Here is an 18,988-nt window from a genome sequence, read left to right as displayed (position 1 = left end):
AGATGTGCTGTCGTATTCCATCCTATGGGATGGCATGCCCACGCTATCGATCGATGAATCCCAGTCCGAGCAGGAAGGCCCTGGTCTGCATGGGATCCTTGAATACTGCGGTGTTGCCTAGGATCCGTTTGCAGACATCGCCCAATTCCCGGCGTATGGCCGAACGAATCTGTTGAGGATCGCGTGATCCACCCAGCATGGCCGTCAGCTCATCCCACTGATTGCGGAATTCTTTCAAGGACTCTGGAAGATCCTCGCCATCTTCCAGGGCCCGGGCAAGTCTCGTCAGCTGCGGCACCAAGCGACCTGGCAGAACGAAGAGACCCTGGGCTTCGATTAATCCGATGGGCTCCTGCTTGATGGCGTAGAACTCAGGATGAACGTGGAAGATGCCGTCCGGATACTGCTCGCTGACCCCGTTGTTGCGCAGAATCAGGTTCATCTCGTATCCCCGCTCAGTGATGAGCACACTGGGTGAGAGCGCTGATTGACGGCCCCGGGGACCCTGTGGGCGGATGTTGAGAGCTTCGTCTGAGTAATCGATCCAGCCACGCCGGATCAGGTCGCTTACCTCGATGATGGCTTCCCGGTCATGATCTATCAGGCGGATGGCCGTGCCTGGCCAGTCCGGAATCTCGATCAGCATGCCAGACGTGCCCGGCAGGGACATGGCCATTCTGGCTGGCGCCTTATGCAGGGGCAGGATCTCCCCTCCGCCCTGGTAGTGGTCGTGGGCCAGCACCGACCCGCCGATTCCCGGCAGGGCGGCATTGCAGCCCAGGAAGTAGCCTGGGAAACGATCCACGAAGTCCAGAAGATTGCCAAAAGTCTCCCGGTCCACACGCATGGGTCTGTGTTCGGCGTTGACGCAGATGCCGTGCTGGTCGAAGTAGCCGTAGGGGGAGAACTGCCAGAACCAGGGATGACCGCCAAGGGTCATGCCCAGAGTGCGCAGGGTGCTTCTGCCTCGTCCGGCGAAGCCTTCGTTGGTCCTGCATATGGTGCATGCCGGGTAACCGCTGCCCACCCGATTGCCGGCTGCAGCCTTGGCCATGGTGCGGAACTCGGGTTTGGCCTGGTTGATGGTGATGATCAGGCCCTGGGATTCGAACCTGGGGTTGCGATCCAGGTCGGTTTTTTTGATGTAGGTCGATGCGATCCCGTAGTCATAAAGCCAGCGCATGGCGGCCATGGATCCCTTTTCTGCCTCAACGGCGGCGAACCTGTCAGCCACCTGGGATGGGGAACGCGTGATCTGGCCCATGAGGCGATCAGTGACCGCTGCATCCCGATCGGCTGTGAATACACCCGCAGCGTGGGCATCCCGGCGAAAAGCCGCCAGCAGGTCGGTGATCTCTTCGGCTGTGGAGCCTTGGCTTGTCGATTGACGGGCGGAAGCTCGGTCGCTAGGAGTATAGGAGTCCAAATCCAGTAGTGCCAGCAGGCGATTGCGCGTCCAATCCGTGTCGCGTTCGTCCAATTCCAGATGTCGGCGGGCAAAGTCCAGAAGGGCATCCAGGTCTGCATCCAGGGCAGGTTGTTTTTCGGACTCCCGTGAATCGGTCTGTGGGCTCATCTGGTGGCCTCCATGACCTGGCCGACCATGCTGGCAGTCTGATCTGTTGATTTTTCCATCTGACGGGCCAGGGTCACCTGGGTGCGGCAGCGCACCAGATTGTGCTCAGGATAGGCGACGGCGAAGTAAATGTCTCCCTGCAGGTAGTCGGTCAGGAATCGCATGCCGCATTCCTCGGTCATCAGCAAGGCGCTCAGAGGAAGCAGACTGGCCTCCCGATCAGTGATGCTTGAGCGGACCGCTCCAATGAACCCTTGGGCGTAGGCCTGGAAAAGATCGGTGTCAAAGTGCACCTTTTCCAAGTCCTGCTCGTCCTCCAGCGCAGTGGAGGCCCCGAAGCGTATGGCATCCCCGAAGTCGAAGAGCATGGAGCCGGGCATGATCGTGTCCAGATCGATGATTGCCCTGGCTCGGCCGGTGGTCTCGTCCATGAGAATGTTGTTGAGCTTGGTATCGTTATGGGTCACCCGCAGGGGTATGGTCCCATCTGCCAGGCCCTCCATCACGATGCCGTAACGGTCTGCGCGCTGTCGGAAGAAGTCAATCTCCTCCTGGCATTCCCTGACCCGGCCTCGGCGATCATCCTCGACAGCGGTCATCAGGTTACGGAAGCGTTTGGGCGTGTCATGGAAATGGGGGATGGTCACGTTCAACTGGGAGGCATCGAAGTCGGCCAGATAATTCTGGAACCGCCCGAAAGCATCTCCGGCGTTGCGGAAGACCTGGGGGTTGGGCACCATCTCGTAGGATCGGGTGTGCTCGATGAATTTGTAGACCCGCCAGGCCCCTTGGGCGTTTCGGTACCAGGAGGTGCCCTGGTCGGTGGGTACGATGTCCAAGGTTTCCTGTCCCTGCGAGCGCAGGAAGTCGGTGACCAGCTCGATGTTGTGCATCAGAGCCGCAGTGTCGGGGAAGACCGTCGTGTTCATCTGTTGCAAGATGTACCGGTGCCGGTCGGTCCTGGCCAGGTAGGTGACATTGATATGCCCGTTGCCATAGGGGGTGACGTCCTCCAGGTTGCCCTCCATGGCGAAGTGTTCTGCCACCTGACGCAGTGCGCTCTCATCAATCTTCATTATCCCTCTTTTCCGAAGGCAACGGCTGCCAGACTATGGCAGAGGGGCCCAGGTCAAGGACTCGGCTTGCTCCACCGGGAAGTCGAATCTCTGTCCTCTGCGCCATTTCGCTGTTGTTGATCACGCAGAAGGTTTCCGACTGAGGAAAGACGGCCACTTCGCATTCAGGATTGTCGCTGCTCCACTTCCGGTACCGCTCCTCCTTGTGGGCCGCCCAAAACAGAGCTCGTTCCAGCAGGCGGGCATTGACTGCCGAATAGGGAAGTCCAGACAGATAAACTCCGCGTCCGCTGCCGTAGTCACGCACCGCCAGCTGGACCTGACCGCCATCGGCCCTGAGCAGGCTTGTATGTCCATCGATAGGGTAGGTGTCGAGAATCGGGTGGCCGAAGTCAGCAGGGGCATTCCCCGGCAGGTCATGGGTGATGAAGTGGTCTTGTATGGTTGGGGAGAAGTGTTTGTCCACAGAAAGCGTCCGGTAGCGCTCCTGATCCACGCCGAATATGTCAGCCAGCTGGAAGAAACGTCCCTGCCAGTCCAGAGCCGTGGGCTGGCCGACTCCGATCAGACCGCCGCCGTTTTCCGTCCAGGTGCGCAGGATTCGGACCAACTCGGGGTTCTTCCAGACTGTTCCGCCGCTGAAAGCGGTGCCTTCCGGCCCGCCGCAGATGATGACGTCGATGTCCGGATCCACGCCCTGACTCAGAAGACCGTCAAAGCTGATGAAGCGGACGGAGACCCTCATGCCGGAGAGGGCTTCCAGGATGCCGTAGTAGGAGGCAGTCTGCTGGTTGGGCAGGGCATGGGCCACGGTGTAGGCCATCCAGGAGCGCATGGCCCCCCAGGAGTTGAGCACCGCCACGGTCAGCTGGGTGGCGGCAGGACGGCTGCCTGTGTGTCGGTGCAGGTCGCGGAACTCCTCCGCGATGGCCGCCACGGTGTCCACGAACTTGGGGAACTTTATAGCCAGCGAAGGATAGCCGCCGTAGCCCATGCGCGATATGGGACTGCGCAGAATGGCCCGGCGGGCCTTCCTCCAGTTGTCCAGGCCCTCGATGCTGGGGTCGTTGCCCTCATGGAAGGTATCGGGGAAGAAATATGGAAGGAAGCGTCCCTCGGTGTAACGGACCCCGGGGATGTCGGCGATCATGCGCAGGGTGGTTCCGTCACCGACGGATCCGACCACGGCATCCAGCTTGAGATCGGAGAACCCGGGCCGATAAGGTTCGGTGCCGATCCACTGGTCGCCTAGGAACATCATGGCTTCCTTACCGGCTGCGTGGGTCATGTCGACCATGGTGGCCACATTGGCCCTTACAAAACGGCTGATGAAATCCATCCAGTCGCGCTGTGTTCGCGTGGGGACCAGGAAGGAGGAATTGTAGGAGCCGTCCCTAACGAAGTCCTCGGCACGTGGACGGTATCCATATTCCCGTGAGAAATCCTCGAGGGCTCTAGGGCTGACCGTACAGGCGTAGCCCAGCCAGTCGACGATTTTTTCCTGTTGATGCTGGTCGTAGAGCAGCGTGAACTGATAGAAGAAGGTGGTGAAGCGAACCACGTCGGTGGAAGGGTTGTCCCTCAGCCATCGGGCGAAGGCCTTCATGGCGAAGTCGCGGGTGGCGGGGTGGTAGATGTCCAGGGGAATCTGGTGCTCCCGATCGCCCCAGTCGTTGGTCAGGTGGTTGTACATCTCCACAGGATCCCAGATGATGCGGGCCAGGAAAGTGACTGTGTATTCATGCATTGGCATGGCGCCCTCGATATGGACGCGGTCCAAGTCAGGGTCAAGATTCCAGGATTCGTCGGGTAGCACCGCCCCGGTGGTCCGGTCGATCACCTCCCAGTATCGGTGGGGGTCGTCGTCGCGGTTGGGGGTGAATTGCTGGTCGAAGAAGCCGGACATCAGATCGATGTCGACCCGCCCGTTCTGAGCCAGGACTCGATCCGTCAGCAGAAAGACCTGAGGTGTCTCGTCCATATGCTCGCGGATCCACTCGTTATAGCCCCTGGCTGGGAAATAGGCGCTATAGACTTTCTTTCCCAGCCCGAGCAGTTCTTTGTCCAGACTGGTGCCGTCGGAATTGCGGATGGCATCCGCCCCCCACCTTTGGCAAAGCTCCTCGGTTTGCTTGACAAAGTGTTCCTCGCCAGGCAAGGTGAATCGGCCTGTGGTGCTCATATATCAACATGCTCCTTCGCGGATGTATGAATTGGTTGGTGGGTGAGCCTCAGCCCTTGACAGAGCCGGCGGCAAGGCCAGCCTGCCAGAACCGCTGCAGGCACAGGAAGAGGATGATGACCGGTAGCACGCCCAGCAGGGCCCCCATCATCAGGGCTCCTCTGTCGTTGAAGGTGGGCAGGGAGACCATGCCGTACAGACCCAGGGTCACCGGGTAGAGCCCTTCGCCGGAGAGCATCATCAATGGCAGCAGGAAGTTGTTCCAGGTGGCCACGAACAGGAAGAGGAAGATGGTCACCATGGCCGGTGCCAGCAGTCTGAGGACAATGGTGAAGAAGATGCGCGCCTCGCCGGCTCCGTCAATCCTGGCTGCTTCCAGCAGTTCCGTGGGCACTGAACTCTGCGCATATACCCTTCCCAGGAAGAACCCGAAGGGCGAGACCGAGCAGGGGATGATGATGGACAGCATGGTGTTGTCCAAATGCAGGGCCTGGAAGATGGAGTACTGAGGAATGGTCATCAGCGCTGCAGGCATGAGCAGGGATGCCATGACGACGGCCATCGCTATGCCCTTCCCGCGGAAGTTGAACTTGGCTGTTCCATAGCCGGCCATGACCGAGACGATGGTTCCGATCACTGCGGATACGCCCGAGTAGATCAACGAATTGGCAACCCACTGCCAGAATCTGGCATGTGTCCAGCCCAGCAGCTTGCTGTAGTTGGTGGCAATGGCGTCGGGTAGGTCCTTGAGGCTCGATGCAAACCAGATGCCATTGCTGCCGATCAACTGGGAAGGCGACTTGGTGGAGGCGATGACGGCCCAGTAGATGGGGAAGAGGAAGTAGATCAGGGTGATGATCAGGACGGCCACGGTGATGATCTTGGCCAGGTGGGAAGGGCGCATGGAACGTGGCAGTTCCTGGGTGGAACCGCTTCTTGAGTGAAAGATGCGCATTATTCATTCACCTTCCTTTCAATCCAGGCGTAGAGGAAGGCCAGCACGCCGGCAATCAGGGCCATGACGATGGCAATGGCCGAGGCTGGTCCGTTGCCCTTGGGGGTTAAGGTCCCACGGGAGGTGTTCATGGCCATCATCATGGGTGTGAAGGAGTTGGAGATGCCCGGATCGGCTGTCTGCATGACCTGGGGCTCATTGAAGAGCTGGATTGTGCCGATGATGGAGAGCAGCATGGCCAGCAGGGCGGCGCCGCGCACATTTGGCAGTTTGATGTGCAGGGCGATCTGCCAGCCGGTGGCCCCGTCTATGCGGGCCGCTTCGTACAAATCATGGGGGATGGCCTGCAGGGCTGCCAGGAAGATGAGCATGTTGTACCCGGTGAAGGTCCAAGTGGTGATGTTGGCCATGGATGCCAGGACGACCTTGCCGGCGAAGAAGTCTACGGTGATGCCTATGGAGGATAGGCCCTTGACGATGGGTGAGATCTGCGGATTGTAGAGGAAGACCCAGATGATGGATGCGACCACCCCGGGGATGGCATAAGGCAGGAAGTAGCCTAGACGGAATGGGGTCACGTGCTTGACCATGTAGGAATCCAGCACCATGGCCAGGGCCAGGGCGGCGATAATCATGATGGGCACCTGGATCAGGGTATAGATCAGCACACGGCCGATTCCCGACCAAAAGGCGGCCGAGGTCACCACATACCTGAAGTTGGCCAGACCCACGAATTTATTGACCATGGTTCCGCCCCCGTAGGCGCCGCCACCCGAGGCGACGTCCTGGAAGAAGCTGGAGTAAATGGCATAGATGATAGGGATGATGAAGACCACGATGAACAGGATGCCGAAGGGGGCCATGAAAGCCCAACCCGTGCGTTCGGCACGTTTCACCGCATCCGAGCGTCCCGCCCTGCCTGGTCGGGCAGCTGACGACCGCCGTGTAGCACTCATTCTGGGTACACCTGTCCTTGTCTTGAAGAGAAATGAGATAATGACCGAGCATGTTTGGGACCCGAAACACGTTCACCGGCTTCGGGTCCCAAATCTCGGGAATGGTCCCGCTCGGTCCTGATGGTGTCGATTACTTGGCGACGGCCAGGCCGTAGTCCTTGAGGGTGGCTATGGAGGTGGTCTGTGCCTGCGAGAAGATGTCAGCGACTTTGGCCTGCCCGGTGGCAGCCTTGGCGGCAGTTTCTGTCATGGCCGCAGCTACCGAGGAGAAGCCCGGCATGTAGGTGAAGTCGCCCATGTTCTTGTTGGCGGTGGCGAATTCCTTCATGAGGTCCTGATCGCCGAAGTAGGATGACCAGCTCTCGGGGGTCTTCGCTTCCTCGGTGGTGGCAGCCAGTACCAGACCTTGGGAGGTCAGGTCCTTGACTTGGGTGTTGAACCAGTTGAGGAACTCCATGGCCTGTTCAGGATGCTTGCTGCCCTTGAGAACAGCGACGCCGGATCCGCCGTCGGGGCTGGATTTGCCTGAGTTGCCGAACCAGTCTCCCAGCTGGGCTACGCGCCATTCACCCTTGCCGGTATCGCCCATGGTGTCAACGATGAGAGGTGCCTCCCAGGCGGAGCCCACAGTACCGATAAGCTGGCCGTTCTTGAGTGAGGCATCGAAAGAGGGGTCCCAGCGTGGATTGGTTGGAGCAGCCTTGGCGTCCAGCAGCTGCTGATAAACGTCGGCCACCTGCTTGGAGCCGTCGGTCTGGGTGTCCACCACCCAGGCATCGTTCTTTACGGTGTACCAGGGCTTGGTGGCACCGGCCAGGCCTGGCATCATGTTGCCGGCCTCGTCGGGCTGGTAGGACATGATGTACTTGCCCTGTGCAGCCGCCTTCTTGGCGGTTTCGATCAGTTCGTCCTTGGAAGTGGGCACTGAAATGCCCAGCTTGTCGAATTCGGCCTTGTTATAGAAGTAGACCAACGGGCCAGTGTCCTGCGGCAGGCCGAACATCTTGCCATCAATGCCCATAAGCTTGTATGCACCGGGGGAGAAATTGTCCTTGTACTTGGAGGCTTCGGCACTCACGTCCTCCAGCATGCTCTTGGTGTAGACCTCCGGCAGCTCGGCATAGCCCACTTGGGCCAGGTCCGGTGCGTTGCCGGCCTTGACATCGGTCTCCAGCTTCTTGATCATCTCGGCTGACTTGCCGTTGAACTTGGTTGCCTTGACCTGAATGTTGGGGTGGGACTTGTTCCACCGCGCGACGATGTCATTGACGGGGGTCATGTTCGGTTTGTCCGGTAGCCGATGCAGGTAGGTGATCTGCACTTTTTCGTCCGACTTGGAAGACTCACTTTCAGATGAGGACTTTGACGCCCCCGATGAACCACAGCCCGACAGGGCGATGCTCAGGGCCGCCAGAGACGTCACCGCAGCGAGTAGTCGTTTCCCTTCAGATATCATTTCCCGCTCCTTTACGGTAAATGGCCGTCGTCGTCACCAGACGACCAGTTTCAGATTAACACATTAGGTCTAATTGTCAACACTATTTACAATTCATGGATCGGTCTTCCTTACCTGGGCACTAAATCAATTCCCCGCCATGGTCTTGGTTTTGTCGCCTTCATGTCGGTCATGGCTGTCGGTGTTTACTTGTTGATAAATTTGTATCAGCTGTAATTGCATGTTAGAGATACAAAAAGGGGCGGCGGGGTATAAGGCCTCGCCGTCCCTTTCAGCCAGAGTTGCTGCTATTAGTTAACTTCGTTTCCCTTGACTGCGCCTGGTCAGGAGGAGACCAGTCGTCAGCCCGAGCATAACTACGACCAGCAGGGAGGTCACCGCGACGCCTGTCGCCGATAGCCATCCGTCCTGCCCGTGAGCATTGGGATGGGTTGGCTTCTGCTGTGTATTCCCCTTGCCGCCACCGAGGCCAGAACCATTGCCTGTGCCGGTGATCGGATTCTTTCCGGTATCTGATCCGCTGCCGATACCACCTATGCCGGTTCCGGGTATTGCGGGCTGAAGCTTGCTGATGGCCGTCTGCAGATTGGCGGCGGCCAAGGCCACCTGATAGGCCGTGGCCTGCTCGTCGGCCAACACCTGCTTGGCTGTGGCTAGCTTATCCTGCAAGGTCTTCCAGCTGTCTGGAGTGTAATCCGCCTCCTTGAGTCCTGCAGCCTGATTCACCAGATCCTGCAGCTCACCCTTGTCTACAGGTTCCGCCAAGGTCGGCAGGGTGCAATCGGTGGTCAGACGAAGCTCGGCTGCCGATACATAATGGTTGGCTTCCGAGCTGCTTTGGCCCGTGGTCTCGATTGCGGTCAATCTGACTCTGATCACATTGGATACCGGGGTGAAGGAGATCTTCTGCCAGGTAGTCTGCGTGTCGAAGGTGCCGGTTATCTCTACCGGCTCCGACTGTCCACTACGGGTCAGAGTGATCTTGTAGCCTTTGATCTTGCCGTTGGCCGAATCGCCGCCCGGCCGGGGGAGGTAACGCAGTCCATTGACAGTGGTGGGCTCTTGCAGGTCGAATTGATACCAGGCTGAGCCGTCCTCAAGGGCGTTTGCACCCCACTTGGTGTGCCAGTAGGTTGAGGGCTTGCCATCCTGGGCATACTCCTTTGGTCCCTCGACACCGCCGGCATCGGGCTGTTCACTGCCTGCGCTGACTGCATACTTATCCTTGGCTATGTCGCAGCCATCGCTTGCTTGCGACCCAGGTGCCGTGGCCATGTAGTCCTCAAGGGCCGTCAGGATTCCGTAGGCATGTGACCAGTCCTTCGGTCCCGAGCCGTCCTTTTCGATCAGCAGACGGGCCTGATCCACCGTATGCAGGTAGGTCAGCCAAGCCTGGTCGCTGTACTTTGCGCGGCTGTCGTCGAAGCGATCACGCACCTGCTTGAGTTTGGCTCGGGCCTCTTCCTGGGTCTTGGACGTGTCCGGAAGCCGCTCGATGCGCAGGTTGTCCAGGACGAAGTCCTGATACCCACCGAAGTTGGCCGCATCGCCAGATGTACCCTGGCGGTCGGGTGCCTTGTCGGTCGAGTAGATGCCGAACCAAGAGGAATCCCGAGGTCCGCCAGTCAGCTCGAATTGGTAGTGGGCCGTAGTGCCCAGGGCTTTCTCCAAGGGTTTCAGCTGGGTGCGGGCCGGGTCGAACTCGCCCTGCCCAATGGCCAGAGCGTAGGAGCCGGTGGATCCGGCCTGGTAGTCGAAGGAGATTCGGTAGGTGGCTCCGGTCAGGAACCGGGCATTCTGGGGAATGGTCTGGTAGACCAAGGTGTTACGTTCAGTCAACCCGTTGATCTTGATCGACCAATCTCCTTGCAGCACATCGTCCATCTTCTTGACGTCCCAGCCCGCCTGAGTGTAGGGGGCGTGGAGCTCGGACAGATGGACACGGTTGTCCTCCACGCCCTCTGCGCCCGAGACCACAAAGGGCCATATGCCTTGAGCGTTGTGCTCGAAGTCATTGGTCAAGGTCTTCACGCCGCCATCTGCGTCGGTTTCCAGACCCTGGTACCCGTTCTTCACCAGGCGCAGATTGTCGAAGTAGGCGGATCCCTCACCTTGATGTGAAAGGGTCAGAATCGGATTGCCCTGATCCGGCGCTGTGAAGAAGACGTACATGTTCTGGAAGAGGCTGCTGCCGTCTACCGTGGCGCAGTTGGTGTTGTGGGGATCGGCCTGTACGAAGTTCCTGGCTATGCTGCGCCCAGTGGAGTTGGTGGCCAGCACCTGGTCGCCGCTGCGGACCTCCAGGCGTGCCTGGCCGTCGCTTCGGTTATCCACGCCCACATAGAGGGCATAACGTGCACCAGGCTCCAGATCCTTTATGGTCTGTGACGATTCGATTCGGCCATCCAGCTTGAGCATGGGATTGCTGGAAGCACTTTTGACGATGGTGGCGCTCCCGGAGCCCTTGGTCTGCCAGTTGTCCTCAAGGCTTTTCTTGCCGCCGTTGAAGCCTGTGTCGACCAAATGGGAACCTGTGCTCCAGGAAATGTCCGGATTGGCCGAGGCACCGCGATGAACCACGTAGGGAGTTTCCGCTTTGGCGTTCAGAGTGATCTGCCCGTTGACTACGGGTATATCCAATGGGTCGGTCTTGCCCTGGTCGCTCAGACGGTAGACCTTGACTGCAGACAGATCGTGCCAGGAGTCGGGCAGGGTCCAGGTGGTCGTGCCGCCGCGGGTGTTCCAGTGATAAAGCTTCTGGTTACTCACAGACAGTGGCTTGCCTGTCTTCGCGTCCCAGAGCCATGGCAGCAGGTAGGACTCGGTTCCTTGGCCACTGCCGTCGCCGGGCGAGACCGCTCCCTGCAGGATGGTTCGGCCGTCAAGGGTGATGGTGCGCTCGCGGTAGGCCGATGATGACTGATCGTTGGAACCACGGTCGATGATCACTTGGTGACCCAGGTCGTCCTTCAGGATTATCCGCTCCTGGCCGTTGTTGGCTGAAGGATCCTTGGGGGACTGCTGGTCCAGAGGATTGTTGACCCAGCGAGTCACCATGAAGTGCTGGATGAACTTGGTGGACAGATCATGGGTGTAAAGGTTGGCTATGTAGGCATCGTAATCGTTGCGGCCCTGCCAGCCTTCGAAGTCCTTCATGCTGTAGCCGCCTAGAAGTGGGGCGTTGGCTGCGCCCCCGTAAGAGGGGTAGTCGCCATCCCAGCTATCCTTCTGATGGTTGCGCAGGAAACGCATGACCTGGGAGTTCTGCCCCTTGCTGGTGTAGCCTCCGTAGGTCAGATCAGCCGCCCAGTGCTGGAAGGATGCGTCATATTCGTTGGCTGCGCCGAATTCGGTGGCTACTCGCCAGCCGTTGTCGGTAATCATCTTCGAGAGCTTGCGGGTTTCCCAGGAATCCTCGCTGCCGGAGGTCTGATTGCCCCAGACATCCACATAGACGAAGTCCAGATTGTCGCCGACCTTTTTCTTAAGCTCGCCGAACCTGCTTTGGCGGGAGCCTGATGCCAGGTCGTGGATGCCGTCGATGCCGACCGCCTGATCAAGCCAGTTCCATCCGTATTGGAGGCTGCCGTCAGCCCGGCGGCGGACCAGATCCTCGTTGAAGGCCTTGGCCTCCGGGTACATCTCGTCGGCGTTGACATGTACGCCGAAGCGGGCGCCATGCTTGGCTCCCTCCTTCATCAGGGTGTTCATGTCCTTGGCGCCGCCCATCCGGGTGCCGATGTCCCCGTAGTCCGGGTGGCCGGAATCATGCCCCTCGTTGGCGTAGCCCTTGAGCAGGACGGACTGACCCAGCCCATCGGTGTTAAGGTCTACCTTCTTCACATTGTCCAAGGTGCTGAGGAAGGGATTCTGGGCCTGGCTTCCGAAGTTCATGGCGATTCGCCAGGAAACCAGATCGGGCACCTCCTGGGCTCCGTAAGGGTTGTTCATGATGGCTCGGTAGGCGATGGCCCCGTCCTGCCAGTCGACCCTGCCGTCCTGATTCTCGTCGCCTGTGATGGCCACGGCCATCTTGGGCATTTCGGTCTGTGCGACTGTGAAAGAGCGGTTCTTGGAGTCCCGGACCTGGCGATGGTAGTACCAGGCAGGGCTGGACAGTCCGAGGGATGTTGATCCATGAACGCTGCTGACGTCTGTGAGCACGCGGGTGTTTCGAGCGCCTCCGGACATTGAGCTGCCCGCCGTGGTGCCGTCATGTTCGCTGTTGCTCCATAGCCCGGCGCTCAGCGATCCTCCCGAGACGAATCCGTAGGTGTAATCGGCCTTGTTGGGATCGACTGCGGTGTCGTCAGTGATGGGGAAGGTGGTGTCGCCAGGTACCTGGGTATTCGAGGACATGCGTGCACCTGTGAATTGAGCTCCGTCCTGATCGCTGCTGACGGATACCAGATCCTGCCCGGGCAGGGCTATGGTCTGGATGGGGTGGTCTTCTCCGGCACCGTTTTCGATCTTGGTGATGTCCAGGTGCAGGGTGTTGGCCTTGAGCCAGAGGACCGCTGTCACGGTGGCATCGATATTCTGGTCGGGCATGCGGGCGTGAAGCTGGTAGGTGGCCTTGTCTGTCCCTTGCTGGGTGAAAGTCACGTCCGAATCAGTCAGATCCATGTCTATGCCATTGATGTTCAGACGACGCAGATCCTGATGTCGGCCGTACATGACCCTGTTGTCCAGCTTGGTCATGGTGTATTGAACCACTGAGGGGAAGTGCTTTCTGACCTGCACGCTCATCTCGGGGGTGCTCAGGGTGACCTTGGCCTCTGGGGTGGCTTTGTTCAGCTGCAAGGATCCCAGATTCAGGTCGGCACGGTCCACCTGTATGTCCTTAGTAACGTCCTCGTAGCCCTGTTTGCCGATCTGTAGGGTGTATCTGCCTGATTTGATCTGCTCCAGGGTGAAGGCGCCTTCGACGTCTGTCAATGTCGAAGCTCCCGTCAGATGGACCTTGGCTCCGGCGATGGCTCCGCCGTCTGCATCAACGATTCGCCCGACGACCGAATGCAGATCAGCCGGGTCTTCCTTGAGCTTGAGCTTGACGTCAGTGATCTGGTTTTGGTAAACGCCAGCCTTCATGGCCAACCTTCCGGTTAGCGCGCCAGCCATTGGGCCGTAGTCGACATCCTCGAAAGCAGCACGTCCGTCCACGGTGAGTCCTGCGCGCTGACCAGTCCAAGTGATTCCTATCGTGGTCGGGGTATCCTGGGCCGGTGCAGGAAGTCTGGTTCCCGTGTACCACTGGCCGTCCCCGCCGTAGCGCTGCCAGAACCAGCCGCCCGAGTCATAGCCGATGAAGAGACCGGAGTTGGGATTGGCATACCCGAGGTAGAACCCGAACCTGTTCTCAGTGCCAGGCTGGGGTGAGCTCATGGTCAAGGTCAGAGCTCCTGGGCTGGTGAAGTCGTAGGTGGTGGCGTCCAGGGCGATGGCCGGGTACTGCTCGCTGGCTGTCGTGGAATTGCCATTGGCGGCTGAGGCCTTGAAGTGCAGCCAGCCATTGGACTTTTCCAGCACCTCGCCGCCTTTGGTGGTGGAGGAGTCCAGAGTCCATTTGTGGTCTGCAGGATTGACGGGAGTGATCCGTGGATTGGTGCCAGCAGCTCTGGTTTTTGTCCCTGATCCTGTTGCCAGGGTTGACGGAGCATTGGCGTGGTAGGGCTGACTCCCCGTGGTTGCGAAGGCCGGATCCGCGGCCCCTGCGGTGGCCAAGGCGAATACTGTCGCCAGGGCCATGGATATGATGCGTTTCATATTCTAGACAAGCCTCCTTGCCGTCTACGTGATGATGGACGACTGAACCATGAACCGGAGAAGAGGCCGCCCGGAACCTACTACGTCGTTGTTTTGGCCAGAACGTCACGTCAATGTCAAATGTAAGTGTAGTAAAGATAATGTTATTGCACAAGTAGAGACAGGTTCAAAAATCGGGCTTGGTTATTTGTATATGTACTTGTCGTATTGTGGTAGAAAAGTTCTTCGCAGCTGCATTTGCAGATTGTACGGTCGTCGATGCATATGGCTGGAGATCCGGTGAACGAACGATTCTTCCCTTATGGATTTATTGCCATAGCTGCGGTCAGAGGTGAGCGGATGGCGTTGGAGGTGATGATCTACAGGTCGGTCAAGACCGAGGCCGGCGATGGTGACAAGCCCCCGGATCTAGCTGGGCGGCCCGGCTTCTCTGCGGAACGTGAGGTCCCTATAGCGGCGGTCTGTCGTCCCCTGTCGGCGCATGACGAAAATCGGGATGTTGCGGAGGCTGTTGGTTGCAGGGCTCGGTCAGGCGGTTTGGGTGACCGACTTGCGTGTACCTTTCAGGGGGATAATGCCCAGGAGCAAGGCCGCAACCATAATCAGGATGCTCAGGCCGAACATGATGAGGTAGCCATGGGGCTGGTCAGCGATGGCGCCCCAAAAGAGAGCGGCGAAGGCTGAGGCCAGGGACCCCACCATCTGGATGCGGGCATAGATGTTGGTGTAGTCACGCGAGCCGAAGACCGCTGTAACCAGGATTGGCGTCTGCACTGTAGTGCAGGCGTAGACCAGGCCAAAGGCGAAGGCCCCCAGCAGGAGGAGTGCGGGCAATCCGGGGAAGGCGACCATGAGACAGACACCGAGAATGCCGCCGCCGATGCCGAGGCATAGCCCGCCCACGATGCTGCCGTCATTGACCATGCCCAGGATGATCTTGCCGATAGCCTGGCCGGCCATGCAGGAGGACGCTATCAGGCCCGTGTATGCTGCCATGGATGGCAGGGATGCCGCATAGGATGGCAGGAACTGGTAGATGGTCTGATTCATGGTGATCAGGCCGCAGAAGAGCGCCAGCGCCCAGAAGGCAGGGGCGCGCAAGGCCTGGTAAGCGGTCATGCCCACGGTCGACGCGGCAAGCTTTGAGTCCTGTTTGTCTTTGCTTCCAGTGTCTGCGCTGTTGGAGGCAGCCTCAGCCGCAGCAGGCTCCTGGTCGGTGGCGCCGTAGGGATGCAGACCCATCTGTTCGGGCGTGCCGCGAATGACGAAAATGGTGAAGGGCAGGGTGACCACCAGAATCAGAATGGCAAAGACCAGGTATCCCCGCCGCCATCCATCAGGGGCGGACCTGATGATCATGGTGCCTATCTGGTTGAAGATTACCCCGCCTATGCCGGTGAAGGCCATGCACAGACCGATGAAGAACCCGACCCGTTTGCGGAACCAGGCGTTGATGAGCGTGGGCACTGACAAATAGAGTATGGGCGGCATGCCGATTCCCAGAACCACTCCGCATAGATAGAACTGCCACATGGCGGATGATCGGGACATGCCCAGGCAGCCCAGTCCGGCCAGGATGGTGCTTGCCGTCAGGACTATGCGTAGATCGTAGCGGTGCATCAGCCATCCGGCAACCGGCAGGAAGATGACCATGGTGATGCTGAATATGCTGAAATATCCGGTGAATGCGGCCTTGGGAACATGGAAGTAGCTGCTGACAGGAGTGAAGAAGATGCCCGCACAACTGCAGACCAGCGATACCGGGATGGCCGTGAAGACGATGCCCGAGAGCACGATCAGGTATGGATAGACAGCCTGTTTTCGTGATGAGGGCTGTGTCGGTGTGGTCGACATGACTGCGACCTTCCTCTCGCGGAATCGGGACTAGCCAACTGCTGCTTGGTTTGTATGCTCCCATTGATCTGCGGCTCGTCTGTTCTGAATGTCCACTATGGGAAATTTAAGAACTAATTATAGTTCAATATTTGACCCTTACCTATCGTTACAATGCAGACTATGAGGTTTTTTGTAGTCGCTGTTGTTGTCTCCTACAACCGCTCCAAACTCCTTCAGGAGTGCCTGGATGGCATAAGTGGCCAGTCCCGCAAGCCTGATCAGGTCCTTGTCGTCGACAATGCCAGCGAGGACGGACCGGTGGACGTGGTCTTGTCACACCCCTTGAAGCCTGACTTGATCCGTTTGCATCACAATATGGGCGGTGCAGGGGGATTTGTGGCTGGAATGGCAGCGGCCTTGGCGAAGATTCCTCATCAGTGCGAAGCTTATCTGTGGCTGATGGATGACGATGTGGTGCCGCAGCCTAATGCCCTGTCTGGTTTGCTGGATGCTGCCTGCGAGGCTCATAGCGATAATGGCTCTTGGCCTGCTGTTTTGGGCTCTGAGGCTGTGTGGACGGACGGCAGGGTACATGGGATGAACAAGCCCCGTCGACGTCTGCCGATCAGAAGAGGCAGGCCGCAGTTGCAGACCAGCGCCCATGCCTACCAGGTCCGCTCCTTGTCCTTTGTCTCTTGCCTGGTGAACGTCAAGGCCATCCAAGCTGCAGGAACCCTGCCACGGGCCGCCTTCTTCCTTTGGAATGACGACTTCGAATACACCACCAGACTGCTGAAAACGGGTATCGGCTATTACGTTCCCGCCAGTCGGGTATGGCATAAGACCAAGGTCTTTGGCTCCAGTGATGCCGACCCGGGTTCTCGCTTCTTTTACGAGGTGCGCAACAAGATATGGATGTTCCGATTCAGCAGGGGCAATTTCACAACGATTGAATTTCTTGCACTGCTCCTTGCTACTGGCAGACGGTGGCTTCTTACCTTTATTAGGGCGCATGATCGGCGACTGATCTTGCATTGCTTGTCTCGAGGATTAAAAGTCGGCTTGGCTACACGCCCTGGCAGCAACCATGATCTGTTTGCCCAGGAATCCGAAGCTCAGGCACTGATAGACCGTGTCGATCAGGGACGGCAGGCGGTAATTCGGTAGAGCTTCGCCCGACCCTGGCTGTCGACCAGTTGGAGGGCTTGCGGGACGGGATGAAGGCCATTGAAGATCTGATGCTGGGGGTCGTTGGCAACGTATGGTCCGCCCATATCCGCATACCAGTCGATGTGATGATCGGTCAGGATCCTGCACACCTGCGGGTCTGAGTCGATGTGCTCGAAGTTTGTGGCCAGATAGGCATGGTCCTGGTCCCAATTCATGTTCAGATGGGCGTAGAAGGGTGTGGTGCCACCGACAGCCAGCATGTAGCCGCTGCCGTTCCATGGATCGGACAGGACTTGCTCGCTGGTCGAGACATGGCGGCCCATTCTCTTCATCAGCAGGAATTCGTCGGTTGACAGCATCGGGGCATCGGCGTCGTTGGCTGCGAAGGCATATGTTGAGCCCAAGGTCTTCTCCATGGAGTCCAACTGCGGATTCACGGCGCAGATCAGAACAGCTACCGTGGCTGCCAACATCATAATTGGCATTGATATCATTTTCTCAGCCTGAGGCGTATACCTTTTCAAGGCTCCTATGCCATGCTCCAAGGCCATGCCCATGATGGGTATGGCTACTACAGGCCAGGCAGAGAACAGTCGGCGTTGATCCTTGTACCACAGGGCTGTAAGGATCTTGGCCCAATCGGCGTGGGTGCCTGCACAGGCGACGAAGACCAGGCCCAGCAGCATGAAGGAGGACACTAGGAGCATGTCCTTTCGGCTGTGGTGCAGACAGAGGACAATCAGGGCCAGGATCAGGGCCAGGGCCAGGGGCCAGTAGACCGGCAGCCGACGGCTGCCTGAATCAATGGGCTGTCCCAGCAGAAAGCGCACTATGGCGGATGGCAGGTCTTCCGTGGGTTGTGCCGGGCCGCCGTTGAGATGATCCGATATTTTCCGGGCAGGACCACGCAGGTACAGGTTGTGAAAGATTTTGAGGCCTGTAGCCAGTAGGATCAGGAATCCGGCAGCCAACAGCCCGGCGACTAGACGGAAACGGTGCCTGTTGGTTTGGGCCAGTTGCCTTCCTGACCTGATCAGCCAGATGAGAATCACTGGCAGTACAAGAAGAGCGCCGGTCATCATGACCCTGAAATGGCAGAAGGAAACGGCAACGACACTGAGAAAAATCCAGGCAAGGCCGGCTAGGGATCGGCGGCCTTCCCGCCACCCGTCTGTACACCAAGCCCAGGTAAGCGCGACGAAAACAGGCAGTATGACCTGACCGGCGAACATGGAATACAAGGTGCCCCAATCCAGCAAGAGGAAGGGGAAACCCGCGCAGCATGAGGCGAGTACCGGTGTGAGCAGATCGCTCCAGGCATGTCTGCCCAGCAGGATTCTGATCAGGAAGAGCATGGAAATCGGCCATATCAGAGCAGCAAAGACCAGCCAAGTGCAGGTGACGGCGCTGACTGCGGTGGCAGGTCTGTAGGCCATCGCGCCCATGGCAGCGAACTGCTGAAATGCGATTGGGTATATTTCCCTGATGGGCGGAAGAGCATGCAGTGATGAAGCCTGGCCAGTGAGCACAGTTCGTGCCACTACGTTGTAGTGGAAGACCGAGTCGTAATTTTGCGTGACCTGATCAGGCGAAGGTGCGGCGTGCATCAGTCTGATGCCGATGTTGCAAGCAGCCAGTACTGTGCCGATGATTGCCGGAAGTGCCGGAAGGAAGTGCCTCAATCGAGGTTTGGTTTTTCCGACATTGGTAGTCGGTACCCAGGATTCTCGGCCGACTTCATCTGAATTACGAAAATGATTGAAAAGTTGGCGTGCCAGAAGAATGACGATAATGAGCATTACGGCCGAAAGTCCATAGGAGCGCCAGCTCCAGGATATGCCGAGCGGCTGGAAGAGCACGCCATCAATGCCGGCCAGTGCAATGGAGGCCACAGGGCCAAGCGCCGCCACGAAGATGGGTTTACGGTTGCCCAGCGCTGCCACCAGCAGGCAGCCGGGTAGATACAGGGCTGCGATGATGAACAGCAAGAGCGGCAAGGATTGTTGCCAGGTCAT

At 58.6% G+C, this 18,988-nt stretch carries 10 protein-coding genes; 1 reads left to right on the top strand and 9 read right to left on the bottom strand.

The genetic code is table 11. The features are described 5' to 3' along the window. Positions 1 to 43 precede the first annotated feature (43 nt). The 8 genes from H3V04_RS06230 to H3V04_RS06195 all read right to left on the bottom strand — a co-directional run bounded on the left by H3V04_RS06230 (position 44) and on the right by H3V04_RS06195 (position 15,821). A complete protein-coding gene (locus H3V04_RS06230; protein ID WP_198187574.1) occupies positions 44 to 1,576 on the bottom strand; it encodes a galactose-1-phosphate uridylyltransferase in 1,533 nt (510 codons plus the stop codon). Beyond that, the gene (locus H3V04_RS06225) at positions 1,573 to 2,652 is read right to left on the bottom strand and encodes a phosphotransferase enzyme family protein (RefSeq protein ID WP_198187573.1); all 1,080 of its coding nucleotides are present in this window, start codon (positions 2,650 to 2,652) and stop codon (positions 1,573 to 1,575) included. The genes H3V04_RS06230 and H3V04_RS06225 overlap by 4 nt, the downstream gene beginning before the upstream one ends. Continuing rightward, the gene (gene gnpA / locus H3V04_RS06220) at positions 2,642 to 4,834 is read right to left on the bottom strand and encodes a 1,3-beta-galactosyl-N-acetylhexosamine phosphorylase (protein WP_198187572.1); all 2,193 of its coding nucleotides are present in this window, start codon (positions 4,832 to 4,834) and stop codon (positions 2,642 to 2,644) included. Before gnpA ends, H3V04_RS06225 begins: the two co-directional genes overlap by 11 nt. Before the next feature lie 49 nt (positions 4,835 to 4,883). After that, positions 4,884 to 5,789 carry a carbohydrate ABC transporter permease gene (locus H3V04_RS06215; RefSeq protein WP_198187571.1) on the bottom strand — a complete coding sequence of 302 codons (906 nt, stop codon included), beginning with the start codon at positions 5,787 to 5,789 and terminating at the stop codon, positions 4,884 to 4,886. After that, entirely contained in the window at positions 5,789 to 6,745 is a 957-nt protein-coding gene (locus tag H3V04_RS06210; RefSeq protein ID WP_198187570.1) for a carbohydrate ABC transporter permease, read from the bottom strand. The genes H3V04_RS06215 and H3V04_RS06210 overlap by 1 nt, the downstream gene beginning before the upstream one ends. Before the next feature lie 130 nt (positions 6,746 to 6,875). Continuing rightward, positions 6,876 to 8,201 (bottom strand): ABC transporter substrate-binding protein, encoded by a 1,326-nt coding sequence (locus H3V04_RS06205; protein ID WP_198187569.1) that lies wholly within the window; start codon positions 8,199 to 8,201, stop codon positions 6,876 to 6,878. Positions 8,202 to 8,495: 294 nt separating this feature from the next. Then, positions 8,496 to 13,967 carry an endo-alpha-N-acetylgalactosaminidase family protein gene (locus H3V04_RS06200; protein WP_198187568.1) on the bottom strand — a complete coding sequence of 1,824 codons (5,472 nt, stop codon included), beginning with the start codon at positions 13,965 to 13,967 and terminating at the stop codon, positions 8,496 to 8,498. A gap of 528 nt (positions 13,968 to 14,495) precedes the next feature. Next, a complete protein-coding gene (locus H3V04_RS06195) occupies positions 14,496 to 15,821 on the bottom strand; it encodes an MFS transporter (protein WP_198187567.1) in 1,326 nt (441 codons plus the stop codon). A 153-nt stretch (positions 15,822 to 15,974) separates the two neighbouring features. Between H3V04_RS06195 and H3V04_RS06190 the strand changes: the two genes are divergently transcribed. Continuing rightward, the gene (locus tag H3V04_RS06190; RefSeq protein WP_198187566.1) at positions 15,975 to 16,970 is read left to right on the top strand and encodes a glycosyltransferase; all 996 of its coding nucleotides are present in this window, start codon (positions 15,975 to 15,977) and stop codon (positions 16,968 to 16,970) included. Here the strand turns inward: H3V04_RS06190 and H3V04_RS06185 are convergent. Next, positions 16,943 to 18,988 (bottom strand): DUF6541 family protein, encoded by a 2,046-nt coding sequence (locus H3V04_RS06185; RefSeq protein WP_232342609.1) that lies wholly within the window; start codon positions 18,986 to 18,988, stop codon positions 16,943 to 16,945. The two genes, H3V04_RS06190 and H3V04_RS06185, sit on opposite strands and share 28 nt — an antisense overlap.

It is taken from the genome of Bifidobacterium sp. M0353, assembly GCF_016100645.1.
Taxonomy (GTDB): domain Bacteria; phylum Actinomycetota; class Actinomycetes; order Actinomycetales; family Bifidobacteriaceae; genus Bombiscardovia; species Bombiscardovia choladohabitans.
The sequence above is the reverse complement of the archived record's forward strand: the minus strand, read 5'-3'. Positions and strand labels throughout refer to the sequence as shown.

What these genes read in the sequence shown, in the direction of transcription:
- H3V04_RS06230 (WP_198187574.1), bottom strand. Translation starts at nt 1,576, where the DNA reads ATGAGCCCACAGACCGATTCACGGGAGTCCGAAAAACAACCTGCCCTG.
- H3V04_RS06225 (WP_198187573.1), bottom strand. Translation starts at nt 2,652, where the DNA reads ATGAAGATTGATGAGAGCGCACTGCGTCAGGTGGCAGAACACTTCGCC.
- gnpA (WP_198187572.1), bottom strand. Translation starts at nt 4,834, where the DNA reads ATGAGCACCACAGGCCGATTCACCTTGCCTGGCGAGGAACACTTTGTC.
- H3V04_RS06215 (WP_198187571.1), bottom strand. Translation starts at nt 5,789, where the DNA reads ATGCGCATCTTTCACTCAAGAAGCGGTTCCACCCAGGAACTGCCACGT.
- H3V04_RS06210 (WP_198187570.1), bottom strand. Translation starts at nt 6,745, where the DNA reads ATGAGTGCTACACGGCGGTCGTCAGCTGCCCGACCAGGCAGGGCGGGA.
- H3V04_RS06205 (WP_198187569.1), bottom strand. Translation starts at nt 8,201, where the DNA reads ATGATATCTGAAGGGAAACGACTACTCGCTGCGGTGACGTCTCTGGCG.
- H3V04_RS06200 (WP_198187568.1), bottom strand. Translation starts at nt 13,967, where the DNA reads ATGAAACGCATCATATCCATGGCCCTGGCGACAGTATTCGCCTTGGCC.
- H3V04_RS06195 (WP_198187567.1), bottom strand. Translation starts at nt 15,821, where the DNA reads ATGTCGACCACACCGACACAGCCCTCATCACGAAAACAGGCTGTCTAT.
- H3V04_RS06190 (WP_198187566.1), top strand. Translation starts at nt 15,975, where the DNA reads ATGCAGACTATGAGGTTTTTTGTAGTCGCTGTTGTTGTCTCCTACAAC.
- H3V04_RS06185 (WP_232342609.1), bottom strand. Translation starts at nt 18,988, where the DNA reads ATGACCTGGCAACAATCCTTGCCGCTCTTGCTGTTCATCATCGCAGCC.